Annotated in this window: 25 protein-coding genes and 1 tRNA gene; 11 read left to right on the top strand and 15 right to left on the bottom strand. The window is 65.8% G+C overall.

The annotated features are described in order from the left end of the window. Nucleotides 1-4: 4 nt before the first annotated feature. The gene (locus tag EI983_RS11800; protein ID WP_157707588.1) at nt 5-883 is read left to right on the top strand and encodes a LysR substrate-binding domain-containing protein; all 879 of its coding nucleotides are present in this window, start codon (nt 5-7) and stop codon (nt 881-883) included. 60 nt (nt 884-943) lie between these two features. On the opposite strand, the gene EI983_RS11795 is transcribed toward EI983_RS11800, so the two are convergent. Next, nucleotides 944-1033 (bottom strand) — tRNA-Ser (locus EI983_RS11795). Nucleotides 1034-1249: 216 nt separating this feature from the next. Here EI983_RS11795 and EI983_RS11790 point away from each other — a divergent pair. From EI983_RS11790 to EI983_RS11760, 7 genes are read left to right on the top strand one after another with little or no spacing between them, the layout of a single operon-like run. Continuing rightward, a complete protein-coding gene (locus EI983_RS11790; protein WP_246162141.1) occupies nt 1250-2140 on the top strand; it encodes an SPOR domain-containing protein in 891 nt (296 codons plus the stop codon). Nucleotides 2141-2151: 11 nt separating this feature from the next. Then, nucleotides 2152-3318, top strand: a complete 1167-nt coding sequence (locus EI983_RS11785; RefSeq protein WP_157707587.1) for a D-alanyl-D-alanine carboxypeptidase family protein — start codon at nt 2152-2154, stop codon at nt 3316-3318. Continuing rightward, nucleotides 3315-3941 (top strand): dTMP kinase, encoded by a 627-nt coding sequence (gene tmk, locus EI983_RS11780; protein ID WP_157707586.1) that lies wholly within the window; start codon nt 3315-3317, stop codon nt 3939-3941. The genes EI983_RS11785 and tmk overlap by 4 nt, the downstream gene beginning before the upstream one ends. Continuing rightward, on the top strand, nt 3938-5086 hold the full coding sequence (locus EI983_RS11775) for a DNA polymerase III subunit delta' (RefSeq protein WP_157707585.1): 1149 nt from the start codon (nt 3938-3940) through the stop codon (nt 5084-5086). The genes tmk and EI983_RS11775 overlap by 4 nt, the downstream gene beginning before the upstream one ends. 19 nt (nt 5087-5105) lie before the next feature. Then, nucleotides 5106-5909 (top strand): TatD family hydrolase, encoded by an 804-nt coding sequence (locus tag EI983_RS11770; protein WP_157707584.1) that lies wholly within the window; start codon nt 5106-5108, stop codon nt 5907-5909. Beyond that, nucleotides 5909-6706 (top strand): MBL fold metallo-hydrolase, encoded by a 798-nt coding sequence (locus tag EI983_RS11765; protein ID WP_157707583.1) that lies wholly within the window; start codon nt 5909-5911, stop codon nt 6704-6706. Before EI983_RS11770 ends, EI983_RS11765 begins: the two co-directional genes overlap by 1 nt. Before the next feature lie 6 nt (nt 6707-6712). Then, nucleotides 6713-7642 (top strand): AEC family transporter, encoded by a 930-nt coding sequence (locus tag EI983_RS11760; RefSeq protein WP_157707582.1) that lies wholly within the window; start codon nt 6713-6715, stop codon nt 7640-7642. Between the two features lie 333 nt (nt 7643-7975). Here the strand turns inward: EI983_RS11760 and EI983_RS11755 are convergent, their stop codons facing one another. From EI983_RS11755 to EI983_RS11720, 8 genes are all read right to left on the bottom strand, one after another. Next, nucleotides 7976-9205: a mandelate racemase/muconate lactonizing enzyme family protein gene (locus EI983_RS11755; RefSeq protein WP_157707581.1), complete on the bottom strand. Its 1230-nt coding sequence runs from the start codon at nt 9203-9205 to the stop codon at nt 7976-7978. A gap of 10 nt (nt 9206-9215) precedes the next feature. After that, nucleotides 9216-10637, bottom strand: coding sequence for an amidase (locus EI983_RS11750; protein WP_157707580.1), 1422 nt, complete (start codon nt 10635-10637; stop codon nt 9216-9218). A gap of 58 nt (nt 10638-10695) precedes the next feature. Then, entirely contained in the window at nt 10696-11784 is a 1089-nt protein-coding gene (locus EI983_RS11745; RefSeq protein WP_157707579.1) for an alcohol dehydrogenase catalytic domain-containing protein, read from the bottom strand. Nucleotides 11785-11838: 54 nt separating this feature from the next. After that, nucleotides 11839-13044 carry a TCR/Tet family MFS transporter gene (locus tag EI983_RS11740; RefSeq protein WP_157709074.1) on the bottom strand — a complete coding sequence of 402 codons (1206 nt, stop codon included), beginning with the start codon at nt 13042-13044 and terminating at the stop codon, nt 11839-11841. A gap of 42 nt (nt 13045-13086) precedes the next feature. Further along, the gene (locus EI983_RS11735) at nt 13087-14001 is read right to left on the bottom strand and encodes a DMT family transporter (protein ID WP_157707578.1); all 915 of its coding nucleotides are present in this window, start codon (nt 13999-14001) and stop codon (nt 13087-13089) included. Between the two features lie 147 nt (nt 14002-14148). Beyond that, a complete protein-coding gene (locus EI983_RS11730) occupies nt 14149-14937 on the bottom strand; it encodes an alpha/beta fold hydrolase (protein ID WP_157707577.1) in 789 nt (262 codons plus the stop codon). Nucleotides 14938-14964: 27 nt separating this feature from the next. Then, complete coding sequence (locus EI983_RS11725; protein ID WP_157707576.1) at nt 14965-15288, bottom strand: 5-aminolevulinate synthase; 324 nt, start codon at nt 15286-15288, stop codon at nt 14965-14967. 174 nt (nt 15289-15462) lie between these two features. Next, entirely contained in the window at nt 15463-16665 is a 1203-nt protein-coding gene (locus EI983_RS11720) for an endonuclease/exonuclease/phosphatase family protein (RefSeq protein WP_157707575.1), read from the bottom strand. A gap of 181 nt (nt 16666-16846) precedes the next feature. On the opposite strand from EI983_RS11720, the gene EI983_RS11715 reads away from it, so the two are divergent. Next, entirely contained in the window at nt 16847-17602 is a 756-nt protein-coding gene (locus tag EI983_RS11715; RefSeq protein ID WP_157707574.1) for a hypothetical protein, read from the top strand. Between the two features lie 167 nt (nt 17603-17769). Here the strand turns inward: EI983_RS11715 and EI983_RS11710 are convergent, their stop codons facing one another. Genes EI983_RS11710 through EI983_RS11700 form a run of 3 tightly spaced genes read right to left on the bottom strand, consistent with a single transcriptional unit; the run spans nt 17770 to nt 20257 of the window. Continuing rightward, nucleotides 17770-18747 (bottom strand): threonine ammonia-lyase, encoded by a 978-nt coding sequence (locus EI983_RS11710; RefSeq protein ID WP_157707573.1) that lies wholly within the window; start codon nt 18745-18747, stop codon nt 17770-17772. Further along, entirely contained in the window at nt 18744-19577 is an 834-nt protein-coding gene (locus EI983_RS11705; RefSeq protein ID WP_157707572.1) for an alpha/beta fold hydrolase, read from the bottom strand. Before EI983_RS11705 ends, EI983_RS11710 begins: the two co-directional genes overlap by 4 nt. Continuing rightward, nucleotides 19577-20257 (bottom strand): haloacid dehalogenase type II, encoded by a 681-nt coding sequence (locus tag EI983_RS11700; protein ID WP_157707571.1) that lies wholly within the window; start codon nt 20255-20257, stop codon nt 19577-19579. The genes EI983_RS11705 and EI983_RS11700 overlap by 1 nt, the downstream gene beginning before the upstream one ends. Nucleotides 20258-20479: 222 nt before the next feature. Here EI983_RS11700 and EI983_RS11695 point away from each other — a divergent pair, with 222 nt between their 5' ends. Together EI983_RS11695 and EI983_RS11690 are read left to right on the top strand one after the other, a co-directional pair. Beyond that, nucleotides 20480-20908 (top strand): FKBP-type peptidyl-prolyl cis-trans isomerase, encoded by a 429-nt coding sequence (locus tag EI983_RS11695; protein WP_157707570.1) that lies wholly within the window; start codon nt 20480-20482, stop codon nt 20906-20908. A gap of 126 nt (nt 20909-21034) precedes the next feature. Further along, complete coding sequence (locus EI983_RS11690; protein ID WP_157707569.1) at nt 21035-21646, top strand: hypothetical protein; 612 nt, start codon at nt 21035-21037, stop codon at nt 21644-21646. Nucleotides 21647-21656: 10 nt separating this feature from the next. On the opposite strand, the gene EI983_RS11685 is transcribed toward EI983_RS11690, so the two are convergent. The 3 genes from EI983_RS11685 to irrA form a co-directional block, all read right to left on the bottom strand. Beyond that, a complete protein-coding gene (locus tag EI983_RS11685; protein WP_157707568.1) occupies nt 21657-22646 on the bottom strand; it encodes an NADPH:quinone reductase in 990 nt (329 codons plus the stop codon). Nucleotides 22647-22752: 106 nt separating this feature from the next. Then, nucleotides 22753-23562 (bottom strand): phosphodiesterase, encoded by an 810-nt coding sequence (locus EI983_RS11680; RefSeq protein WP_157707567.1) that lies wholly within the window; start codon nt 23560-23562, stop codon nt 22753-22755. Beyond that, on the bottom strand, nt 23559-23975 hold the full coding sequence (gene irrA, locus EI983_RS11675) for an iron response transcriptional regulator IrrA (RefSeq protein ID WP_157707566.1): 417 nt from the start codon (nt 23973-23975) through the stop codon (nt 23559-23561). Before irrA ends, EI983_RS11680 begins: the two co-directional genes overlap by 4 nt. Between the last annotated feature and the right edge of the window lie 67 nt (nt 23976-24042).

Here is a 24042-nt window from a genome sequence, read left to right as displayed (position 1 = left end):
GCTAATGAAAAGCCATCACCTTCCTCCGCTCGATCTGCTCGTGCCTTTCGAGGCCTCGGCACGGCTCGGCAGTTTCACCCGCGCCGCCGAGGAGCTGTCGGTCACCCAGTCGGCGGTCAGTCAGCGGGTGCGCAAACTGGAGAGCCTGCTCGACATCCCGCTGTTCGACCGCGAACACCGCGCCATCGTGCTGACCGCGCAGGGCCGTGAACTGCTCAACGGGGTCAAGGTCGCGCTCCAGCACCTCACCTCGGCCACCCAGAGCCTGCGCCAGCGCGATACACGCCCGTTCCTGCGGCTTGGCTGTGACACCTCGATCGCTCAGCTCTGGCTGTTGCCGCGCCTCGCCCCGCTGCTGACGCAGGAAACCCCCTTTGCAATCGACCTCATCGCCAGCGATCAGGAGCAGGAGGTGCTCAGCGCCGATGTTGCCGTGATGCATGGCGATGGCAACTGGCCCGGCTTCGTCGCCCGCCCGCTCTTTGCCGACGAGATTTACCCGGTCTGCGCGCCGGATTACCTGGCCCGCCGCCCGATCAGCACACCCGATGACCTTCTGCGCGCCGATCTCATCGATCTCGACTACATGCACTGGAACTGGATGAACTGGGGGATATGGATGACCGAGACGGGCCTCGACCCGTCGGCGGCGCGTATCCTCATGCGCACGAACTCATACATGGCGCTGCTTGACGCGGCGCGCGCGGGGCTTGGGGTGGCGCTGGGCTGGGACCACCTGGTCGAAGCCGCCCTGCGCGACGGCAGCCTCGTGCGCCCCCTGGCCGAGAGCACCGATACGCATTTCGGCTATCACATCCTGCTCCGGCAGGGGGCAAGCGAAAACGCGCATCAACTGGCGCAGCTCATATACACCTCAGTCTGACGGCGCACACCGCGCGCGCCGGGCAATGACCGGAGATGGGAAAGACCTGGAAAGGCAGCGTGGCGGAGGAGGTGGGATTCGAACCCACGGTAGACTTTCACCTACGCCGGTTTTCAAGACCGGTGCATTCGACCACTCTGCCACTCCTCCGGCGTGCCCTGAGTAATCGGGCCAGCGCGATTCTGAAAGCACCGAATGAAGGAGTTTGCAGCTTGGGGAAATCCGCCGAAAACGCAGCAGACTCTTTTCTTGACCGACAAGTGCCGCTAGACTGCCGATGCGGGCTCGCCCGCGTGACGAAGCAGCAAAACCGGATAAACCGGGACGCCGCGCCGGAAAGGTGCGGTCTCAGGCAAGGGGCAAGGCATGACACTTCTTCGGACAGGCGTTGGGAGCGGGCAGCGCAAACTCATGATTTCTATGATCAGTCTGGCGGCGCTCGCTAGCTGTGAAGAGGTCCAGCAGTTCAATCTGTTCCAGCCCAAGCCGCAGGCCGAGGCGGGCACAGAAGCCACCGCCACCGCCAAAGCCACGCGTCTTGTCGAGCGCGATGTCGAGGCGCCCGAGGTGTTTCAGGTCACCGACAGCGGGCTCTGGGATGGCCGTCCCTCGCTTGGCGGTGTCTGGGTGGCGCATCCTGAGGTGGGTGAGCCCGAGCGTGTGATCATCCGCAACCAGGCCAACAACAAGTTCGTCATCGGCGCGCTGTTCCGCCGGGAGCGCGAGAATCCGGGCCCGATCCTGCAGGTGTCCTCCGATGCCGCCGCGGCGCTCGGGATGCTTGCCGGGGCGCCCGCGCAGCTTCAGGTCACCGCGCTGCGCCGGGAGACGGCCCCCGAAGACACCGGCGCCGATGAGGCCATGACCGAAGAGCTGGCCGCGCCGGACTCGATCGAGGCCACAGCTCTCGATCCCGTGGCCGGGGCCGCCGCCGCGATTGACGAGGCCGAAGCCGCCACCGCCACTGCCGCCGCGGCACCCGCTTCTGCACCCACGCCCGCGCCCAAGCCGCAGACCTCTTCACTGTCCAAACCCTATATCCAGATCGGCATCTTCTCGATCGAGCAGAATGCCAACAATACCGCGACCGCCATGCGTCAGGCCGGCATGGTGCCCACCGTCAAGGAACAGTCCGCCTCGGGCAAGACCTTCTGGCGCGTGATCGTGGGCCCCGCCGCCAACAGTGCCGAACGCTCGGCCCTGCTCAAGAAAATCAAGGGGATCGGCTTTGACGATGCCTATCCCGTGACCAACTGACCCAGGATGACATGACCCGACTGCTGCCCCTTCTGACCCTCGTTCTGGCGCTTTGTGGCCTGACCGGGGCTGCTGACGCCTTCGAGACACGGGCCAAATCGGCCTTCGTGATGGATGTGACCACAGGCACCGTCCTGATGCAGAAGAATGCCGATGTGCCGCTTCCGCCTGCATCCATGTCCAAGCTGATGACGCTCTATGTGGCCTTCGAGGCCATTCGCGACGGGCGCCTTTCCATGGCCGAGAAACTGCCGGTCTCGAAACACGCGATGAGCTTTGGCGGCTCCACCATGTTTCTCGACACCACCGACCGGGTGACCGTCGAGGATCTCATTCGCGGGATCATCGTGCTCAGCGGCAACGACGCCTGTGTCGTGATCGCCGAGGCGCTCAGCCCCGACGGGACCGAGGCCGGTTTCGCCCGTTACATGACCCAGCGCGCGCAACAGATGGGCATGACAAACTCGACCTTCGTGAACGCTTCGGGCTGGCCTGCCGCCGGGCACCGGATGTCGATGCGTGACCTGGCGCTGCTGGCGCGGCACCTGATCGAGGATTTCCCGCAATATTACCCGATGTTCGCCGAGACCGAGTTCAAGTTCGATGGTCGCGCGCCGCAAAACACCCAGAACCGCAATCCCCTGCTGAAACTGGGGATCGGCGCCGACGGGCTCAAGACCGGCCACACCCAGGAGGCGGGCTTTGGCCTTGTCGGATCGGCCCTGCAGGGCGACCGGCGGGTGGTCTTCGTGATCTCCGGGCTCGACACCGCCCAGGCCCGCGCGCAGGAGGCCGAGGCGATCGTCAACTGGGCCTTCCGCCAGTTCACCCAGAAAGAGCTGGTACGCTCGGGCACCGAGGTGGCGCGCGCCAGGGTCTGGATGGGCGATGCCGAAAGCGTGGGCCTGACCGTGGACAAGGATGTCAGCTCGCTCATTCCGGTGCTGGCCTCGGGCGGCATCAAGGGTGAGGTGATCTATACCGGCCCGCTGCGCGCGCCTGTGATGAAGGGCGATACTGTGGGCGAGCTTGTGTTCTCTCCCGAGGGACTGCCCGAGACCCGCGTGCCGCTGGTGGCGATGGAGGATGTGCTCAAAGGCGGCTTCATGCCCCGCATCAGGACCGTGTCCCAACTGCTTCTGACCCGGCTGCAACAGGGGCCCGAGGGCGCGCTTTGACCGCAGGCGGCGTGTTTATCAGCTTTGAGGGGATCGACGGCTCGGGCAAATCCACCCAGGCGCGGCTTCTGGCCGACTGGCTGGAGGGGCAGGGGCGTGATGTGATCCTCACCCGTGAGCCGGGCGGCAGCCCCGGGGCCGAGGAAATCCGCAAGCTGGTGCTCGAAGGCGAGCCCGACCGCTGGTCCGCCGAGACCGAGCTTTTGCTGTTCGCCGCCGCCCGCCGCGATCATCTGGAGCGCACCATCCGGCCCGCGCTGGCCGCTGGGCAGGTGGTGATTTGTGACCGCTTCGCGGACTCGACCCGCATGTATCAGGGCCTGCGCAGCGGCGACATGCGTGCCAAGGTGGACGCGCTGCATGATCTGATGATCGGGCACGAGCCGGACCTGACCCTGCTGATCGACATGGACCCCGAACTGGGCCTTGGCCGCGCCCTGTCGCGCGGCACCGGCGAAGAGCGTTTCGAAAGCTTCGGCTCCGGCCTGCAGGCGCGGATGCGCGCGGGCTTTCTGGCGCTGGCGAAGGAGTTTCCGGACCGGATTGCCGTGATCGACGGCGCGCAGCCGGTCGAGGACGTGGCCGAGGCGGTGCAGGCCGTGGTCGCGGGGCGGCTGGGATGAGCGACACCGCGCCCGAGCCGGACCGCGTCGAGGGCGCGCCGCACCCGCGCGAAACTCTGCAGCTTTACGGACAGGATGCGGCACAGGCCGCCTTTCTCGACGCCTATAACACAGGCCGGTTGCATCATGGCTGGCTGCTCACCGGGCCGCGCGGCGTGGGCAAGGCGACGCTGGCCTGGCGCATCGCGCGCTTCCTTCTGGCCACGCCCGAGGCGCAGGAGGGCGGGCTCTTTGGCGATGCGCCGCCTCGGCCCACATCGCTCGATATCTCGCCCGATCATCCCGTCGCGCGCCGGATCGCGGCAGGTTCCGACCCGGGGCTGCACCTGCTGCGCCGGGGCGGGGCGGGCACCACCGAACGGGACCGTCAGAAGAATTTCGAAGAGGGCAAGTTCTCGGCTTTCATCCGCGTCGATGAAATCCGCGAGCTTGCCCGGTTCATCCATCTCAGCGCCGTCGATGCCGGTCGCCGGGTGGTGATCGTCGATGCCGCCGACGAGATGAACACCGCCGCCGCCAACGCATTGCTGAAAATGCTGGAGGAACCGCCCGAGCGCACCACGCTGCTCCTGGTCTCGCATCAGCCCGCGCGGCTTTTGCCCACCATCCGCTCCCGTTGCCGCGCCTTGCGGCTTGCGCCGTTGTCCCCGCCTGACCTCAACGCGGCGCTCGTGCAGGCCGGTGTCGGGGATGCGCTGCCCGATGCGCTCGCTGAACTGGCGGCGGGGTCGGTCGGCAACGCCCTGCGCCTGACGCATCAGGGCGGGCTCGCGCTCTACCAGGAGCTTCTGGCCATCCTCGCCTCCCTGCCGCGGCTCGACCGCCCGCGCGCGCTGAAACTGGCTGACGCGGTCTCGGCCCGCGGGGCAGGGGAGATGCCCGACCTTCTCTTTACCCTCACCGATCTCGCGCTGGCCCGGCTGGCCCGCAGCGGGGCCACCGGCACCCCGCCCGCCGTCGAAGCCGCCCCCGGCGAGGCCGCCACCTTTGCCCGGCTGGCACCCGATGCGCATACGGCCCGGAAATGGGCTGATCTTGCGCAACAGATCACCGCCCGTGCGCGTCAGGGCCGCGCGGTGAACCTTGACCCTGCCGCGCTCGTCTTAGATATGGTGTTCCAGATGCAATCGACCGCCGTCCGCTGAGGGGCGGCCAGGGACACCCATGACACGCCCAGAGATCACCGACAGCCATTGCCACCTCGACTTCCCCGATTTCGAGCAAGAGCGCGCCGCCGTTGTCGCCCGCGCCGTCGAGGCAGGGGTGACCCGCATGGTCACGATCTGCACGCGGCTGCGCAATGAACCCGCGGTGCGCGCCATTGCCGAGGCGCATGCGCCCGTCTTCTACGCCGCAGGCACCCACCCGATGAGCGTGGCCGAAGAGCCGATGGCGACGGTGGACGAGCTGATCCAACTGGCGCAGCATCCGAAGTTCGTGGGCATCGGTGAGACCGGGCTTGATTATCACTACACCTCCGAAAGTGCCGCCGTGCAGCAGGAGAGCCTGCGCCTGCATATCGAGGCCGCACGCCAGACCGGCCTGCCGCTGATCATCCATGCCCGCGACGCCGATGACGACATGGCCCGCATCCTGACCGAGGAATACCGCGCCGGGGCCTATACCTGCGTCATGCATTGCTTTTCGTCCTCCGCGGCCCTCGCCACAGCTGCGCTTGATCTCGGGTTTTACCTGTCAATGTCGGGCATTGCCGCCTTCCCGCGCTCGACCGATCTGCGCGAGATTTTCAGCGCCGCACCCGTTGACCGCATTCTGGTGGAAACCGACGCGCCCTATCTCGCGCCGCCACCGCATCGCGGCAAGCGCAACGAACCGGCCTTTACCCTGCACACCGCACAGGTGGGGGCCGATGTGTTCAGCATGGACTGGCCCGAGTTTGCCGCCCAGACGCAGGCCAATTTCGACCGGCTCTTCTGGAAGGTGGCCCGGTTCGAGGCCGCCGCGTGATGGCGGTCCGGCGGTTCACCATTCTCGGCTGCGGCTCCTCGGGCGGGGTGCCGCGCCTGGGCGGCCACTGGGGCGATTGCGACCCCGAAGAGCCGCGCAACTATCGCCGCCGCTGCTCAATGCTGATCGAGCAGGAAGGCGAGGGCGGCACCACCCGCGTTCTCATTGACGCCTCGCCCGATCTGCGGGCGCAGCTTCTCGATGCGGGCGTGGGCGAGCTTGATGCCGTGGTCTTCACCCATGCCCATGCCGATCATGTGCACGGGCTTGATGATCTGCGCATGATCGTCTTCAACATGAAGCGCCGCCTGCCGGTCTGGGCCGATGGCGATACACAGAACGCGCTTTATGACCGCTTCGCCTATGCCTTCATCCAACCCGAAGGCTCGCCCTATCCGCCGATCCTCGACATGCACACGATCAAGGGCGATATGGTGATCGAGGGGGCCGGCGGGCCGATCCCGATGACCCCGTTCGAGGTGGGGCACGGCTCGATCGAGGCGCTGGGGTTCCGGGTTGGAGACCTCGCCTATCTGCCCGACGTGGCCACCATCCCCGAGGAGGTCTGGCCCGTGCTGACAGGGCTCGACACCTTCATCTGCGATGCCCTGCGCCGCACCCCCCACCCGACGCATTCGCATCTTGAGCAGACGCTCGAATGGCTGCACCGTGCCGCCCCCCGGCAGGGCATCCTGACCAATATGCATATCGACATGGACTATCGGACCCTTGTCGGTGAAACCCCAGATTTCATCACGCCGGCCTATGACATGATGACCCTCACATTCGAGGTCTGACGCGCGATGCAGGCGCTTCTCGATGTCATCCTGCCGGTCTTTTCGGTGATCGGCTTTGGCTATCTGGCGGTGCGGGTCGGCTGGTTCTCGACCGGGGGCGTCGACGGGCTGATGAAGTTCACCCAGAATTTCGCCATCCCCTGCCTGCTCTTTCTCTCCATCGCCCGGCTCGACCTTGCGCAAGTGTTTGAGTGGGAATTGCTGCTCAGCTTTTATACCGGCTCCAGCGCGGGGTTCTTCCTGGGTCTTTTCGGGGCCAGGCTCCTTTTTCATCGCGCCTGGGACGAGGCGGTGGCGATCGGCTTCTGCTGTCTGTTTTCCAACTCCGTCCTGCTTGGCCTCGCGCTGACCGAACGCGCCTATGGCGCGGACGCGCTGGAGGCCAACTTCGCCATCATCGCGGTGCATTCGCCGTTTTGCTACGGGCTCGGGATTACGGTGATGGAGATCGTCCGCGCCCAGGGTCAGCCGGGCGGGCGCGTGCCGGGCAAGGTGCTGCGCGCGATGTTTTCCAACGCTTTGGTGATCGGGATCGGCCTTGGCTTCATCGTCAACCTCACGGGGCTCGTGCTGCCCGCCGTTCTGATGGACGGGCTTGACCTGATGGCCCGCGCGGCTTTGCCTGCCGCAATCTTCGGCATGGGCGGGGTGCTGGCGCAATACCGGCCCGAGGGGGATCTGCGCGTTGTGTTCTATATCTGCCTTGTGGCGCTGGTGGTGCACCCGGCCATCACCCGCAGCCTTGCCTGGGTGTTCGATCTCAGCACGCCCGCCACCCGCTCGGCAGTGATCACGGCGGCCATGGCGCCGGGGGTGAACAGCTATATCTTTGCCAATATGTACGGGGTCGCGCGCCGGGTGGCGGCCACCTCGGTGCTGGTGGCGACCGTGCTGTCCATTGGCACGGCCTGGGTGTGGCTGGGGGTCCTGCCTTGAGTTTGAGCACAGGCGACCTCTGAAGCTCCCTCAATGACCGCTTCGAGCCCTTGGCGGACATGTGGTCTGTGCGCATAGCGCGGACTCAAGGGCGAAGCCCGCCGCGCATCGCCGACGCGCCCCCACGCGGCGGCGATTGGGTTCGGCTTGGCGCACCGCTCGCAATTCGTTCGGATGTGGCGGGGATAAAGTGCCCTGAATATCGGTTGGATCGCCCCCGCGCGCGTCGGCAATACGCGGCTCAGTGCCCGGAAAAACGAACGGCGGCTTCGTCCCGCAAACCGCTCACGGCGGAACGCGCAAAACAAGCCTTGGCCGGGTTTACACCTGCGCTCACTCCTCCGTAGGCGCCCCGCCCTGAAACGCATTGCCATTGGCATAGTCACAGGGCGCTTCCTGCATCTCCAGATGCAGCCCCGTGCCGGTGAAGGGATGCGCGCGGGCCAGCGCCTCGTCCACTTCGATCCCCAGCCCCGGCGCCTCTGGAGCTGTGATGAAGCCGTCCTCCACCCGGATCGAGCCCTTGATCAGCGCGTCATGGAACGGGGTCTCGATCGTCTCGCACATCAGGATATTGGGGATCGACACCGCGAAGGCGATATTGGCCGCCCATTCCACGGGACCGGCATAAAGATGCGGGGCCATCTGCGCGTTATAGACCTCGGCCATGGCGGCCACTTTCTTCATCTCCCAGATGCCCCCTGCGCGCCCCAGGGCGGGTTGCAGGATCGTCGCCGCCCCCTGCCGCAGGACCGGCGCGAACTCCGCCTTGGTGGTCAGCCGCTCACCGGTCGCGACGGGGATCGACGTGGCCCCCGCCACCCGCGCCATCTGGGCCACATTGTCGGGCGGAATGGGCTCCTCATACCAGAGCGGGCTGTAGGGCTCCAGCGCCTTGGCCAGCCGGATCGCCCCGCCGGTCGTGAATTGCCCGTGGGTGCCAAACAGCAGATCGGCCTTGTCGCCCACCGCCTCGCGCACCGCCTTGCAGACCGCCACGCTCAGCGAAATATCCGTGAGCGCGGGCATATGCCCGCCGCGCAGCGTGTAGGGGCCGGCGGGGTCGAACTTTACCGCCGTATACCCCCGCGCCACCGCATCGGCCGCACTTTCGGCGGCCATCTCGGGCGAGGTCCAGAAGGCGGCGATATCGTGATGGGGCAGGGGATAAAGATAGGTATAGGCACGGATGCGCGCGTTCATCTTCCCGCCCAGAAGCGCCCAGACCGGCCGCCCCCGCGCCTTGCCTAAGATGTCCCAACAGGCAATTTCCAGCCCCGACCACGCGCCCATCACCGTCAGATCGGGCCGCTGGGTGAAGCCGCTGGAATAAACCCTGCGGAACATCAGCTCGATATTCTCGGGGCTTTCGCCCGCCATGTGGCGCGCGAACACATCCTCGATCACAGGGCGCATCGCCTCGGGGGAAACCGTGCTGGCATAGCATTCGCCCCAGCCGGTGATCCCGTCCTCGGTGGTCAGCTTGACCAGGATCCAGTAGCGCCCGCCCCAGCCCGGCGCGGGCGGCGAGGTGATGATGATATCGAGATCCTTGAGCTTCATTTTGTTCTCCTCAGCCCGTCATCGGCATGCCTGCGCCGGGCAGGAATTGTTCGGGTGCGGACGCCTCATAGAGCATCGCCGCCCGGAACACCGTCAGATCGTCAAAGCTGCGCCCGACAATCTGAATGCCGGTCGGTACGCCGTTGCGGTCCCGCCCCGAGGGCACCGACATGACCGGCAGGTTCGACATCATGTTGAACTGATGCGCGAGGTAGCAGCCAAACTCGGCATCCACCACCTCGCCCGCCACCGTGAACCCCTCCTGCAACGGGTCATGGTCCGCCTTCAGGCTGGCAAAGGTCAGCGTCGGGCAGATCAGAACGTCATAGCGTTCCAGCAGTGGCCCGATGACCTGATACATCGCATGACACGCCTCCCAGCTGCGCGCCGCCTCATCCACGCTCAATGCCTCGGAGGCGCGCGCGGCATGCAGCGCATAGGGCGTCATCCGGTCGCCATACGCCTCGCGCAGCCACAAGGGCAGCCGCCCGAATTGCATCGCCGAATACCAGGCGATGGCCTGATCCTCCATCTCGCGGGTAAAGCCGATCTCGACCTCCTCGACGGTGCAGCCCGCCGCGCGGAACACCTCGAGCGCCTCCATCGTCGTGGCGCGCACATCCTCATCGACCGGCACATAGCCCAGGTCCATCGACCACGCGATACGCAGCGGGGCCGGATCGAACCGTTCGGGGATGACCACGCGCTCGCGCAGGCTGTCGTGATCGCGCGGATGCGGCCCCGAAATGACGTTCTGCGCCAATGCGGTATCGCCCACCGTGCGGCTCAGCACGCCACAGTGATTGTAGGGATCGAAACAGGCGGGGGGCCCGTCCGGGTTGCGCCCATGCGGCGGCTTGAAGCCCACGAGGCCACAGGCCGAGGCCGGAATGCGGATCGACCCGCCGATATCCGTGCCCGTGGCCAGCGGCACCATGCCCGCCGCCAGCGCAGCACCCGACCCGCCCGAAGAGCCTCCGGGCGCAAACGCCGGGTTATGCGGGTTGCGGGTGATCCCATACCGGTCGGACCAGCACACCCCGGCCAGGCAGAACTCCGGCGTGGTGGTGCGCGCAATGGCAATGGCGCCCGCGCCCAGCAGGCGTTCGATGATCGGATCGGTGACGCTATCGGGCTCATGCCCCAGCGCCCAGGAGCCTTGCGTCGTGCGCTTGCCTTCCCAGTTATGCACATCCTTGATCGCCACCGGTAGCCCTTCCAGCGCCCGCGCGTCACCCTTGGCATAAGCCTCTTGCGCCGCCTTGGCCTGGTCGCGGGCCTCGTCGAAATAGGTCTCGGTATAGCAGTTCAGCACCGGGTTCACGGCATCCGTCCGCGCGATCAGCGCCTCAAGATACTCCACCGGAGACAGGGTGCCGTCGCGAAACCGGGCCAGCACCTCGGTGGCGGACAGAAAGCAAAGTTCGGTCATGTCATCTCCCCTCTGGTGGGTTGCCGGGCCAGGCGCCGACTGGGGCCGGGCCCCTGTCTCAGTCTTTCAGAACAATCACATTGCGCCGGGCCGAGCCGCTCTTGGTGTCGGCAATCGCCTCGTTGATCTCATTCAGCGACCAGCGGTTCGAAATCAGCTCATCCAGCTTCAGCCGCCCCTGATCATAGAGGTCGATCATCCACGGGATGTCGCGCCGGATCACCACATTGCCCATCTTCGAGCCGACCATGGACTGGCTGACAGCCGCAAAGTTGGCGGCCTCATAGCGGCTCTCGGCCCCCGTGGCGGGCATGCCCACCATGATCACCTTGCCGCCTCCTGCGAGGTAGCGCGGGGCGATGTCATAGGCCCCGGCGGCCCCGACGGTTACGAAAACGGCATCGGCCCCGCGCCCTATCGCCGCCTTGGCATCGCGCCACGGCGTCTTGCCCGTGGCCAGCACGCCATCGGTGGCGCCGAACTCCATCGCGGCGTCAAGCTTGTCCTCGCTCATATCCACCGCCACGATCCGGCGCGCGCCGGCAATCCGCGCGCCCTGAATGGCGTTCAGCCCGACACCGCCGGCCCCGATCACCACCACATCCTGTCCGGCGCGCAACTGCGCGGCATTCACCACCGCGCCCACTCCGGTGATCACCCCGCAGGCCAGAAGGGAGGCCGCATCCATCGCCATCCCCTCGGGGATCTTCACAAGCTGGCTCTGGTCCACCACCACCTTCTCGGCAAAGGCGCCGCAGGCCATCGCCTGATGCAGCTTGCCGCCATCCAGCGTCTGCAAGGGGCCGTGGTCGCCGTCATAGGGCGTCTCACAGCCAGTCGGGCGGCCCTCGCCACAGCTTGGGCATTGTGCGCAGGCCCGGATCAGCGTGACCACCACCGGATCGCCCAGGCTCAGGCCGCGCACCCCGTCGCCAAGCGCGGTAATCCGCCCTGCCGCCTCATGGCCATAGACCGCCGGCAGCGACCCGCCCCAGGCCCCGTCGGCAAAGGAAATATCCGAATGGCAGATGGCCACCGCATGCAGCTCCACCTCCACCTCGCCCATCTGTGGCGCGCGCAGGCTGACCTCTTCGATCGTCAGCGGCTCTCCGAATGCGTGGCACACCGCGGCTTTGATGCTTGGCATGATTCCCTCTCCCTCAGGTTTGACGCTCAGCCTGACCTCAGCTTGCCCCGGCAATCAAGCGCGAATGCGCCGTCGCCCGAGAAACAGCCACAAGGCCACCACCGCCAGCACCAGCGAGGCGGCAAAGGGCGCGCCGGGCAGATAGATCGGGGCGGTCTTGGCGGTGAAGGCATAGAACACCCCGGTCATCAGCATCGGTGAGAGGATCATGGCCAGCGCATTGACGCTCGACAGCACGCCTTGCAACTCGCCCTGCGCATCGTCGGGTGTGTCGCGCGACATCAGCGCCTGCAAGGCAGGCGTGGCCATGGCTGCGAAGGCGGAAACCGGGATCAGGGCCAGCACCACCCAGCCATTGGTCAGCACCGTCAGCCAGACATAGGATACAATCGCAAAGCCGAAGCCCAGGATGACGGTCCGCCGCTCTCCCAGCCGTGCCAGCACCAGCCGGATCAGCCCCGCCTGCACCACGGCCAGCGAAAGGCCATAGACGGTCAGCGAAATCCCCACCATCCGCGTGTCCCACTGAAACTGCGCCTGGGTGAAATAGGCCCAGACCGCCGGGTAGACGTTGAAGCTGAGCGTGTAGAGAAAGGTGACCACGATCAGCCTGAGCTGCCCGGGCAGATGCCGCAGGTTCATCAACGCGCCAAACGGGTTGGCCCTGCGCCAGGCAAAGGCCCTTCGTTTTTCGGGGGGCAGCGTCTCGGGCAGGATGAAATACCCGAAGGCAAAGTTGAGCGCGGCAAGGGCGGCAGCGGCATAGAAGGGCGCGCGCGTGCCCACATCGCCGAGCCAGCCGCCGATCGCGGGCCCCAGAACAAACCCCATGCCAAAGGCCGCCGAGATCAGGCCGAAGCCCTGTCCGCGTTTGTCGCGCGGCTGGATATCGGACATGAACGCCATCGCGGTGGCGTGGGTCGCCGCCGTGATCCCGCCTACGATCCGTCCGATCAGCAGCAGCCAGATCGTGCCCGCCAGCGCCATGACCACGTAATCGGCGGCCATGACGGCGAGCGAGATCAGCAGCACGGGCCGCCGCCCGAACCGGTCCGACAGGTTGCCGATCACCGGCCCGAAACCAAATTGCATGACGGCGAAGGTCGTCGACAGAACCCCGCCCCAGAGCGCGGCATTGGCCAGCCCCGCGCCGCGCACCTCCTGGATCAGGTCCGGCATCACCGGCAGGATCAGCCCGATCCCCATCGCATCGAGCATCACCGTCACAAGGATGAAAATCGTCGGCAGGCGCGCGCGCATCAGGCTCTCCGGTTCGGTCCGTGCCACGCTAAACGAATGAGTTCAGGGCGCAAGAGGGGGCCGGGGCCGTCGTTGCCTGCCGCGGCGCAGCTCGGTCAGGGCCCGCACCGCAACCGACCCGATCACAATCGCCCCGCCGACGATGGTGGCGGCCTTGGGCACCTCGCTCAGGAAAAGCCACACCCAAAGCGGGCCAAGGGCGAATTCCAGCAGCATGATCAGCGTCAGTTCGGCGGCCGCCAGATGTTTCGCCGCGATCAGAAAGAGGGCATTCGCCCCGCCCGAGAGCACCCCGCCGATGATGAAACACAGCGCGATGTCATGCCAGGGGATCGCCAGATCGCCCCAGCGCAGCACCAGCGACAGACACACGATCAGGCTGGCTGACACCATCAGCACCGGCAGCATCTCCACCTCGCGGTGCTGCCGCACAACGATGGCATATCCGGAAAAGCAGGAGGCACAGACAAAGCCCATCAGATTGCCGTAAAGCGAGCCCGCGCCGATCCCGCCCGCGACCATCACCGTGATCCCAGCCACGGCGCTGAGCATGGTGAGCAGCGTGGCCCGGCGCAGCCGCTCCCCCAGCAACAGCCAGGCCAGCCCCGCAGTCAGAAAGGGAATGGCGCTCAGCATGAAGAGCGTGTTGGCCACGGTGGTGTTGGTGATCGACTGCAAAAAGCTCAGCGTCGCACCCGCCATCATGCATCCCGCCAGAAGCCCCGGCCGGCCGATCGCCAGCGTCTTGCGCGGCGCTGCGCGGCCATAGCGCCAGCCCATCAGCAGGCTGACCGTGCACAACAGCGCGAGCGAGCGATAGAGGCTGATCTGCCAGACATCGGCCTCCTGCATCAGGCGGATCATCAGCCCGCCAAAGCTGATCAGGACAGAGCTGAAAATCATCAACCCCATCGCGCGGCTGCGGGCATTGGGCAGAGTGTCGGACAGGGCGGTCATATCCCAAAGGTATGCCGGGCCCGTTCGGGCGTGCCTTGCGCTTTACGACAGGATCATGTCGCTTTGGTCATCTTGGGGCTCAGAAAATGTGCGCATTTTCTGCTCAAATTTCTGTCTCAGAAATTTGTTCCCCGAAATGGCGTTACGTTACAGATGCCCGATTTCGCGCAGAAACTGCGTCAGCGCCCCGGCAAAGCCCTCCGGCTGCTCCAGGCAGGCCAGATGCCCCGCGCCGCGCAGCAGTTCAAACCGCGCGCCGGGGATCAGCTCCACCGTCTCGCGCTGCAAATCCGGTGGGGTTTCGTAATCCTCGCTGCCTGCCAGCCCGAGCACCGGCAGGCGCAGGCCCGATGTCGGCGTATAGAAATCCGTACCCGCAATCGCCATCGCACCGCCCGCATAGCCCTGCGCCGGGCAATCGAGCAGCATCGCGCGCATCTGAGTGGCGGCCTCCAGCGGCGTCTTGCGCCCTGTCCAGCGCGGCAACAACTCTTCGGCGACGGCCTCCATCCCACCCTCCAGGGCCAGTGCGGCGCGCCGTTGCCAGAGCTCGGGCCGCCCCAGCTTTGCGGCTGTGCCGCTCAGCACCAGTGCGCGCACCTGATCCAGCCGCTTCACCGCGAGCCCCTGCGCCACCATTCCGCCCAGCCCGAGCCCGGCCAAGACCGTATCGCCCAGCCCCATATGATCAAGCAGCGCCTCGACATCGCGCACCAGCGCGCCCATCGCATAGGGCGGGGCAGGGACCTCGGACCGGCCATGCCCGCGCAGCGCCAGGCTGAGCACCCGCAGCTCGGGCGGCAGTTGCGCCAGAACCCCGGCCCAGAGGCGCGGATCGGTGCCCAGCTCATGCACCAGCACCAGCGCCGCCCCGTCCGGTGCGCCGCTCTCTTGCAGGTCAATCCGCAGGCCGTGGGGCAGGGTGATCACGCTCATCCCCGCGCCATAGCCAAGCGGCGCCGCCTAGTCCAGCACCACCATCACCCCGGCAAAGATCAAAAGCCCGCCCAGGCTTTCGCGCAGGTTCAGACCTTCGCCAATGGCAAAGGCATAGCCCAGCACGATCAGGGATTCCGCCGCGATGATCAAAAGGTAAAGCACACCGAGCTCCACCCCGCGCATGAGGGTGATTTCGGCCTGCATGGCGGCATAAAATCCCAGCAGGATCAGCATCCCCGCCAGAAGCCCCCATTGCGCCGAGGCCAGTTTCATCCCGATTGTCGCCACGGCATAGCCAAGGGCCGCTATAAACGCCAGAACAAGAAGGCGTTTGTCCAATAGGTCCATTGTCTCTATGGGCGGCCAAACTCTGTACCAGGCCCACCGGCAAACGCGCCGCCACTCTCGTTGTAAATCATCAGGTTTTCAAAAAAGTGGGGTCAGCGTAACACAGGTATCCCGCATCGCAAAAACGCCAGTTTGCAGGCGTGAAAATACCGTCATTCCGGAGGGTCAGCCGGGCTATGCCAGCGTGATATGCGCCATGATCTGCCCGTGATCCGAGGCAAGCTTGTTATAGGGCGCCTCGGGGTGAGAGCCATCGGTCAGGTGATCGTTCAGCACGCTGAAATAGGTCATGTCGCCGATGCGCGCGTCATTGTCGGGGTGGAAATGGCGGCTCAGGTAAAGCTGGTCGATGCTTTCGAACACCCCGCCAAAGGCCGATGTATACACCATGTCGCGCAGGGATCTGCGCACGAAAAGCTTTTCGGCGGAGTAGAGCCGCACCCGCTCGATATCCTCGCGGATCTGCTGATCTTCCTCGGCCGTGTAGCGGTCCGAGTAGGCCTGAGCGTCGTGGCGCAGCATCCATTGGTAATTCTTGAACGGCACCTCACCGGCGATGATCTCTGAACTCACCGCATGTTCGCCATCGTTGAAATCGCCCATCGCCACCACCGGGTTGCCTGCGAGGATCTCCTTCACGATCTCGCGCCGCATCACCCAGGCCTCGGCCATCCGTCGCACCGCCGAGCGCATGGAGCCAAGAGCGCGCCCCACCGCGTCATAGCGCGTCAGGTCGGCCTCGGGTGCAAAGGGCGCGCCGGGGGGCTTGAAATATTCGCCCAGCTTCGACTTCAGGTGGCAGTTGAACACGGTGATCACCCGTCCGCCGACCCGCACCCGCACCTTGAGGATGGGCCGCGACAGGCGGCGAAGCACATAGTGCCCGGCATCGTCTTCGCCGCTCAGTCCGCGCAGAGGCTGAAACGGTATGGTGACAGGTGTTTCAAGATCCTGGATGATCTCGGGCGCGCCCTCAAAGCCGAGGCGCGACAGCACCGCCACCCCGGGCCGCCGCTGGCCGGGAATGCCCTGATCGGCGGCATTGGGGGCAAAGGCCAGGGCCGCCCCGTCATATTTACCTGCCGCCAGCTTGCGGAAAATCACCTTGCGCCGATAGCTCTTGGTCTTGTCGGGCAGGGCGACGGCATTGATCTCATCGGCGCGCCGGTCCGCCTCGTCGATCACCGCCTGCAGCGCCTCTTCCTCGAATATCTCCTGAAAGCCGATGATATCCGCGTTCAGCGCCAATAGCTGATCGGCCAGCCAGTCCTCTTTCCAGGCATATTCCTCGGGCGTGTAGGTCTGGAACTTGTAATACTCCTTGTCCGGCCCGATCAGGTTCTTGACGTTGAAACTGGCAATGGTGAACTCGGTCATGTGCGCTCCCTGGCTGCTGCGGGGAGGGAAACACGGTTTCCATATAGAGGCAAGCCAAGGCGGGTGACCCTCTCTTAAGTCGGTTCTGCGGAGCGAAGCCGCCGTTCACTGCATCTGCTCGAATGTCTGCCTGCATTCTGATAAACGTGTCGTGCGCCCACCGGAGCGAGAGAGTGAATAGATGAGCCGCGTCCCGAAAGTGAGTAGAGAAGACATATCGCGCCATATCGGACGCGGGGATCCCGTCGCGCGTAAGGCGCAGACCCTGATGAAGCCCCCCGAGGAATTCGATGAGGTCTTCCTTGTCATTCCGGATTTCGATCCCGAACCCGCGATGGACCTTCTGGGGGCCGAGAAGATCGAGAAGGTGAGCGGTATCGACGAATACAGCTCCGATTTCGCGACGAAGCTGAAGTCCGGTCACGCCTATATCGCGTTGCCGCGTTGTCTGTTTCAGGACGATGCCGACGCAGCCATACGCGCGCTTTCGCGTCAGCGCCGCACCGGCGTCTTTCGGTTGAACACAAAGCTTCTGACCTACGAAGTGTCAGAATATTCGCAGGGCGCCCGGCTCTGGGCCATCGGCTGGACCGGCACACCCTTTCCCGGCGAGACGGAGTTGCGCCTGGATGGCGACGTGCCGCTGAGTGCGGCGAAGATCGTGTCCATGGCCAAGGAGGCCGAGAAACGGAAATCCAACGCCCGGTTATCCACCCGGTTGGCTTTCAGTCTGTTGAGAAAGCTGTTTTCGGAGACGCCCGAGACTCGCTTGCGCACGTCTTTCCCGACACGCGGCTATTTCTTCACGACCAGCTACAGTCTCACCATTGCCGAAGAGGCCAGCCGGGTCCGCGTCGATATGATCCCCTCCGGCTCCAGAGCGTTACGTGGTGGGATCGGCCAGCGCCTCCGAGCGTTGTTCAAGCGAAGGACCTGAGCGCGAGACCTTGCAGTGCGCTTTGCCCGCTTGGAACGGGATGATCTTCCAAGACACGCGGGAGCTTCCGCGCAGCATGCTCAATGTCCAGGCCTCGCCCAGACAAAGCGGTGCTTCGTAGAAGCTGCTGCATCCCATAAAATGGGCTCAAAACGGGCCTTCCTCGCTCACCCGCCAAACCGCGTCAGGGCCTCGGCAAAAAGCCCGGCATCCACATTTCCGCCCGAGATCGTGCAGATCACCGCGTCACCTTCAATCTGGTCGGCGCGGAACAAGGCAGCGGCAAGCGCCACCGCGCCGCCCGGCTCGGCCACCAGTTTCAGCCGCTGAAACGCGAGCGCCATGGCCTGCATCGCCTCATCCTCCGAAACCACCAGACCCGGCCCGCACAGCCGCTGCATGATCGGAAAGGTGATCTGCCCGGGCGAGGGCGTCAGGATCGCGTCGCAGATATTGCCCGATGGCGCGTCGTTCTCCTCGATATGACCCGAGGCGAGCGAGCGGGTGGCGTCGTCAAACCCCTCCGGCTCGCAGGGCCGCGCCCGCAGGCCCGGCGCCTCGGCCTCCAGCGCCAGCGCGATGCCCGAGGTCAGCCCGCCGCCACCGCAACAGACCAGCACATCGGCCTCGGCCACGCCCGCCAAACGGGCTTGCTCGGCTATTTCCAGCCCCGTCGTACCTTGTCCTGCGATCACCTCCGGCTCGTCATAAGGCTTGATCAGCGTGAGGCCGCGCTCGGCCTTGATCCTGTCGCCCACCGCCTCGCGGCTTTCACCGCCCGCGCGGTCATAGAGCACCACCTCGGCCCCCAAAGCACGGGTGTTCTCGATCTTCAGCGTCGGCGCATCGGCGGGCATGATGATCACCGCCGGCACGCCGAATTCCCGCGCCGCCAGCGCCACCCCCTGCGCATGGTTGCCCGACGAAAACGCCAGCACGCCGCGCGCCCGCAGATCCGCGTCGAGCGCCGAAACCGCCGCGCGCCCGCCGCGATACTTGAAGCTGCCCGTGTGTTGCAGGCATTCCGGCTTGACCAGCACCCGACGCCCGGCGATTTCGTCCAGAAAGGGCGAAGAGAGCAGCGGCGTGCGCCGCGCATGGCCCTCAAGCCGCTGCGCCGCCGCGCGGATCATGTCGATATTCATTGCACCTGCTCCAGTAATTGCCGGATCGCCGCCAGCGCCTCGGGCTCATCGAGAAACGGCACATGGCCGCGGTCCGGCACCACCGCCCCGATCATGCCGGGATGCCGGGCGGCCATCGCCTCGAAGGTCTCCTGTGCGAAAAGGTCCGAATTCTGCCCCCGGATGCAGGCCAGCGGCAGGTCCTTCAGCCCATCGAAGAGCTGCCACAGATCCGGGGCCTCGCCCACACCCGCCTGTCCGATCAGCGCATCGCGCAGCTTGGTGTCATAGCGGATGCCCACACCGCCGCCGGGTTTGTCATACCACATGAACTCCGCCTGCTCGCGCCAGCGGCTCAGCGGCACATCCGGAAAGCTTTCGGCAAACCCGGCCTTCAGCGCCTCCGCCGCCTGATCCAGGGTTTCATACGGCGGCTCAAGCCCCACATAGGCCATGATCCGCGCGATCCCCAGATCCGTTACCTCCGGGCCGATATCGTTCAGGATCACGCCATTCATGCGCCCGGGATGCGTGACGCTCAGCGCCATGGCGATCAGCCCGCCGCGCGAGGTGCCCATCAGCGTCACGCGCTCAAGCCCCAGATGGTCCATCAGTTCCACCGCGTCCTGCCCCTCGCGCAGGATGTTGTAGCTCATGAAATCCTCGGCATATTCCGACTGCCCGCGCCCGCGGTAATCCATGCGGATCACGCGATGGTCGGGCAGATGCGGCACCAGATAGGTGAAATCCGTGACGTTGCGCGTCAGCCCCGCCAGGCAGAGCACGGCAGGACCGTCGCCCTCATCCTCGTAATGCAGGGACAGGCCGTCAGAGGTGGTAAATCTGGCCATCAGGTCAGCTCCGGGATGCCGGCGAGATCGGACAGGAAATGATGCGGACGGGCGGGCAGGCGGTCCACCGGTTCGCCCGCGCGGTTGACCCAGACCGTGGCAAAGCCATAGCCTGCCGCCGCCGCCGCGTCCCAGCCGTTGGAGGACACAAAGAGCACCTCGTCGCGCACACACCCGAACCGGCCGCAGACCAGGTCATAGACCGCGTCGGCGGGTTTGAAGATGCCCACGCTCTCGACCGACAGCACGTCATCCAGCAGCGCGCCGATCCCGGCCGACTGCACCGCCCCGTCCAGCATTTTCGGCGAGCCATTGGACAGGATCGCCGTGTTCAGCCCCTTGTCCTTGAGCTTGGCCAGCATGGCGGGCACTTCCGGATAGGCCTCCAGTTCCCAGTAAAGCTGCAACAGCCGCGCGCGCAGCTCGGCGTCCCCGTCCAGCCCCTCGGCCTCCAGCGCCCAGTCCAGCCCGTCCTGCGTTACATCCCAGAAATCGCAGTGCTGGCCCATGACCGCGCGCAGCCAGGTATATTGCAACTGTTTGAGCCGCCAGTTTTGGGCAATCTGCGGCCAGCTCTTGGCAAAGCTTTCGCGCCCGGGCTCCGCCGCGGCAATCCGGGCGGCGGCGGCCACGTCGAAGAGCGTGCCATAGGCGTCGAAAATGCAGGTGGTGATCGGCATGGTCTCTCCCTCTTTGCGGCGCAGACTGACACGACGCGGGCAGGGGGGGAAGCCCCGATCGCTCTCCCGCCCTGACAGGCGGTTTCGCGAGGCGGGCACGGCAGGGCCCGAAGAGCGGTTTGCATTCCCGACCCAGCCCCGTTAGCCTCTGGGTCATCACATGCAAGCACCCGTGCGTTGCCACGGCCTTGCCCATTCATCCCCCCACAGATTGGACCTTACATGACCGAAGTCAAAAGCGGCGACAAAGTGCGCATTCACTACACCGGCACCCTTTCCGACGGCGAGGTGTTCGACAGCTCCGAAGGCCGCGACCCGCTGGAGTTCACAGTCGGCTCCGGCCAGATCATCCCCGGCCTTGATGCCGCCATTCCCGGCATGGCCGTCGGTGACAAGAAAACCGTCGAAGTGCCCGTCGATCAGGCCTATGGCGCGATCAACCCGCAGGCGCGCCAGGCCGTGCCGCGCGCGGATATCCCCGCCGACATCCCGCTTGAGGTGGGCACCCAGCTTCAGGTCCAGACCCCGCAGGGCCAGGTCATGCCCGTGACCGTCTTCGAGGTCACCGAAGAACAGGTCGTGCTCGACGCCAATCACCCGCTGGCGGGCCGCGACCTGACCTTCGCGATCGAACTGGTTGAAATCGCCTGAGGCGCGGCGGGGGTTACCCCCCCGCCATCGTCAGCCCCCTTTACCGGATCTGACGCAGCCCCGCGCCTCTGGGCTTGGCCCTCAACTCGTGGCAGTCTGGGCGCATCCATCCCAACGGAGGCGCCCATGACATCGCAGACCGACAAGCTCCTGCAACAGATCCGCGATCTCCAGGACGAGATCGAGGCAGATATCCGCGCGCGCAGCGCCGCTTTCCGCTACCGGCTGGACAATGGCCGTGTCGTGTTCGAGGAGGGCATCCGCGCCCAGCACCGCGCCCTGCGCGTGCGACTCTCGGCCTTCCTGCGCCGCACTCGACCGCTCACCGTGATCACCGCGCCGGTCATCTATGCGCTGATCCTGCCCTTCGTGCTGCTCGATCTGTTCGTCACGATCTACCAGCGCATCTGCTTTCCCGTCTACGGGATCGAGCGCGTCCGCCGGGCCGATTTCATCCGCATCGACCGCCATCACCTCGCCTATCTGAACGGGCTGCAAAAGCTCAACTGCATCTATTGCGGCTATTGCAACGGCCTGATCGGCTATGTGCAGGAGGTCGCCGGACGTACCGAGGCCTATTGGTGCCCGATCAAGCACGCCGCCCGAATCGGGGCGCATCACGCCTATTACGCGCAATTCGTCGATTACGGGGATGCCGAGGGCTTCCATGAAGGGCTCGCCCGGTCGCGCACCCATATCACCAAACCGGGCCTGTCAGGTCATAGCCCCGAGGGTTGAGGCGCGCCGCCTAGCCGATCTCCAGCAGCACCGCCCCCGCGCGTCCCGGGGTCATCACCGCGTCCTGTGCTGCCGCCGCCTGCTCCAGCGGATAGCGCGCATGAATGGCCGGCGTGAACGCCCCTGCCGCCAAGGCCCCGTGCAGCCGGTCGATCGCCAGTTGCCGTTCAGGCGCGGCCAGAAGGTAGATCAGCACGATGTCGATCGTGATCGCCTTGAAAAGGTAAGGACCGAAGGGCAGGACCGGGGTCATCTCCTTGGCCGAGCCATAGGCGGCCACCGTGCCGTTGGGCCTCAGCACCTCCGCCAGCAGGGCGGCGTTGCGGCCAAACTCCACCTCAAGCGCGCGGTCCACCCCGCGCCCGCCCGTGGCCTCCATGATCTGCGCTGCCAGATCGGGCGCGCTGTAATCCAGCACATGATCCGCGCCCGCCGCCCGCACCCGCGCGGTGGCCCCCGGCGAACAGGTGGCGATCACCGTCGCCCCGCCCCATTTGGCAAGCTGCACGGCATTATGCCCCACAGCCCCCGCACCGCCCGAGATCAGCAGGACCTTGCCCGCCACATCGCCGCCGCCAAAGACCACATGCGCCGCCGTCAGGCCGGGAATGCCCAGGGTGGCGCCCACCTCGGCGCTCATCCCCTCTGGCCGCGTCACCGCCTGATCCGAGGGCAGGGCGATATACTCCGCCGCCGTGCCGAAAGCGCGCTGCCACTGGCCGTTCCAGATCCAGACCGGCTCGCCCACGCGGGCGGCCTCCACCCCATCGCCCACCGCCTCGATCACGCCCGCGCCGTCCGAATGCGGGATGATGCGCGGGAAGGCAGGCTCGGTCACCCCCGGCCGCCCCCCGGCCCGCGCCTTGGCATCGCTGGGGTTCACTCCGGAATGGCTGAGCCGGACAAGAACCTCCCCGGCTTCCGGCGCGGGCACGGGCATCTCGCCCAGTTCCAGCACCTCTTCGGCGGGTCCGAACCTGTCATAGCTGATCACGCGCATCGGGTCGCTCCTTAGGGCAATCTCGTCCATGGGGTTTTGCCCGATCCGTCAGGCAAAGGCAAAACGATTGAGCGGCCAGGTTCCGTCCCGTCCCGTCCGGGTATGTCTATGCCGCGCCGCCCACCTCATAGGCACAGAACTGCTCGGACCGGATGGTGATCTGCCCGTCCCCGACCGTGATCACCCCCATCTCCGGGGCCTCGCGCGGCGGGGTGAAGCTGTCCCAGTCCCAGGCGGGCACCGGGGCAGGGGCCTGATACAACACCGAGCGCAGGCTGGTCACCGTAAGGCCGCCCGCCCGTGCCGCAACGGGCCGGTGCACATGCCCGCAACAGACATGGCTCACCTGTGGAAATTGCGCCAGAAGGGCCATCAGGTCCGCCCCGTTGCGCAACTTGTCCGGGTCCAGCATCGGCAGACCCAGATCGACGGGCGGGTGGTGCAGGAAGATGATGACGGGCCGCGCATCCGCCACCTTCAGCCGCGCCTCCAGCCAGCCGAGCCGCGCAGGGCAGAGCAGACCGGCATCCTCACCCTCCCACAGGCTGTCGAGGCAGATCAGGCGGGATCCGTGCAGCGCGACCTCATACTGCGCAAACCCCGGCTGTTGGTCGCGCGGTTGCGGCAGATGCTTCAGGAATAACGCCCGCGCATCGTGATTGCCGGTCATCGCAACCCAACTCACCTGCAGACGGTCCAGCCGACGCCGGAGCTCGGTGTAATTGGCCTCGGTTGCTGTATCGACAAGATCGCCGGTGATCAGGCAAAGCTCGGTCTCGGGATGTGGAAAATGCGCATTGATATGGTCAATCGCCGCATCCAGCCGGGCCCGCGGGTCATGCCCGAGAACCAGCCCTTCGGCTTCAAAATGCAGATCGGATAGCCAGATCAGCCGCGCAACAGCGCCCGCGCTCATCTCTTCCGCAGGCGGATCACCACATCGACGCTTGCAATTTCGGCCCCCTCGGGCGCGTCGGGCAGGCTGGAAATCACCAGATCCTCGGCCGGCGCATCGGTCAGACGCGCCTCGTCCTCCCAGTAGAAATGCGGGTGGTCATGGGTGTTGGTGTCGAAATAGCTCTTGGAGCCATCCACCGTCACCTCCTGCAACAGCCCAGCCTCGCAAAAGGCGCGCAGCGTGTTGTAGACCGTGGCCAGCGACACGCTCTCTCCATGATCCTTGACGGAGGAAAACAGGCTCTCGGCGGTCACATGCCGGTGCTGCCCGTCGCCCACCAGAAGCGCCGCCAGGGCCACGCGCTGCCGTGTCGGGCGCAATCCTGCCCCGGTCAGCCAGTCGGTGCCGCGTGCTGCTTCCTGCGGTGTCATGACGATGTCGCTCCCTTCGTATTTCTCCCGGAATATATGGTGCGAAAGCTGATTTTGCCAATCATTT

The organism is Roseovarius faecimaris (genome assembly GCF_009762325.1).
GTDB lineage: Bacteria > Pseudomonadota > Alphaproteobacteria > Rhodobacterales > Rhodobacteraceae > Roseovarius > Roseovarius faecimaris.
The sequence above is the reverse complement of the archived record's forward strand: the minus strand, read 5'-3'. Positions and strand labels throughout refer to the sequence as shown.

What these genes read in the sequence shown, in the direction of transcription:
- EI983_RS11735 (WP_157707578.1), bottom strand. Translation starts at nt 14,001, where the DNA reads ATGACCGCCCTGTCCGACACTCTGCCCAATGCCCGCAGCCGCGCGATG.
- EI983_RS11725 (WP_157707576.1), bottom strand. Translation starts at nt 15,288, where the DNA reads ATGGACCTATTGGACAAACGCCTTCTTGTTCTGGCGTTTATAGCGGCC.
- EI983_RS11750 (WP_157707580.1), bottom strand. Translation starts at nt 10,637, where the DNA reads ATGACCGAACTTTGCTTTCTGTCCGCCACCGAGGTGCTGGCCCGGTTT.
- EI983_RS11790 (WP_246162141.1), top strand. Translation starts at nt 1,250, where the DNA reads ATGACACTTCTTCGGACAGGCGTTGGGAGCGGGCAGCGCAAACTCATG.
- EI983_RS11715 (WP_157707574.1), top strand. Translation starts at nt 16,847, where the DNA reads ATGAGCCGCGTCCCGAAAGTGAGTAGAGAAGACATATCGCGCCATATC.
- EI983_RS11700 (WP_157707571.1), bottom strand. Translation starts at nt 20,257, where the DNA reads ATGCCGATCACCACCTGCATTTTCGACGCCTATGGCACGCTCTTCGAC.
- EI983_RS11710 (WP_157707573.1), bottom strand. Translation starts at nt 18,747, where the DNA reads ATGAATATCGACATGATCCGCGCGGCGGCGCAGCGGCTTGAGGGCCAT.
- EI983_RS11720 (WP_157707575.1), bottom strand. Translation starts at nt 16,665, where the DNA reads ATGACCGAGTTCACCATTGCCAGTTTCAACGTCAAGAACCTGATCGGG.
- EI983_RS11755 (WP_157707581.1), bottom strand. Translation starts at nt 9,205, where the DNA reads ATGAAGCTCAAGGATCTCGATATCATCATCACCTCGCCGCCCGCGCCG.
- EI983_RS11705 (WP_157707572.1), bottom strand. Translation starts at nt 19,577, where the DNA reads ATGGCCAGATTTACCACCTCTGACGGCCTGTCCCTGCATTACGAGGAT.
- EI983_RS11730 (WP_157707577.1), bottom strand. Translation starts at nt 14,937, where the DNA reads ATGAGCGTGATCACCCTGCCCCACGGCCTGCGGATTGACCTGCAAGAG.
- EI983_RS11695 (WP_157707570.1), top strand. Translation starts at nt 20,480, where the DNA reads ATGACCGAAGTCAAAAGCGGCGACAAAGTGCGCATTCACTACACCGGC.
- EI983_RS11760 (WP_157707582.1), top strand. Translation starts at nt 6,713, where the DNA reads ATGCAGGCGCTTCTCGATGTCATCCTGCCGGTCTTTTCGGTGATCGGC.
- EI983_RS11770 (WP_157707584.1), top strand. Translation starts at nt 5,106, where the DNA reads ATGACACGCCCAGAGATCACCGACAGCCATTGCCACCTCGACTTCCCC.
- EI983_RS11690 (WP_157707569.1), top strand. Translation starts at nt 21,035, where the DNA reads ATGACATCGCAGACCGACAAGCTCCTGCAACAGATCCGCGATCTCCAG.
- EI983_RS11740 (WP_157709074.1), bottom strand. Translation starts at nt 13,044, where the DNA reads ATGCGCGCGCGCCTGCCGACGATTTTCATCCTTGTGACGGTGATGCTC.
- EI983_RS11765 (WP_157707583.1), top strand. Translation starts at nt 5,909, where the DNA reads ATGGCGGTCCGGCGGTTCACCATTCTCGGCTGCGGCTCCTCGGGCGGG.
- EI983_RS11800 (WP_157707588.1), top strand. Translation starts at nt 5, where the DNA reads ATGAAAAGCCATCACCTTCCTCCGCTCGATCTGCTCGTGCCTTTCGAG.
- EI983_RS11685 (WP_157707568.1), bottom strand. Translation starts at nt 22,646, where the DNA reads ATGCGCGTGATCAGCTATGACAGGTTCGGACCCGCCGAAGAGGTGCTG.
- EI983_RS11745 (WP_157707579.1), bottom strand. Translation starts at nt 11,784, where the DNA reads ATGCCAAGCATCAAAGCCGCGGTGTGCCACGCATTCGGAGAGCCGCTG.
- EI983_RS11785 (WP_157707587.1), top strand. Translation starts at nt 2,152, where the DNA reads ATGACCCGACTGCTGCCCCTTCTGACCCTCGTTCTGGCGCTTTGTGGC.
- EI983_RS11775 (WP_157707585.1), top strand. Translation starts at nt 3,938, where the DNA reads ATGAGCGACACCGCGCCCGAGCCGGACCGCGTCGAGGGCGCGCCGCAC.
- EI983_RS11680 (WP_157707567.1), bottom strand. Translation starts at nt 23,562, where the DNA reads ATGAGCGCGGGCGCTGTTGCGCGGCTGATCTGGCTATCCGATCTGCAT.
- irrA (WP_157707566.1), bottom strand. Translation starts at nt 23,975, where the DNA reads ATGACACCGCAGGAAGCAGCACGCGGCACCGACTGGCTGACCGGGGCA.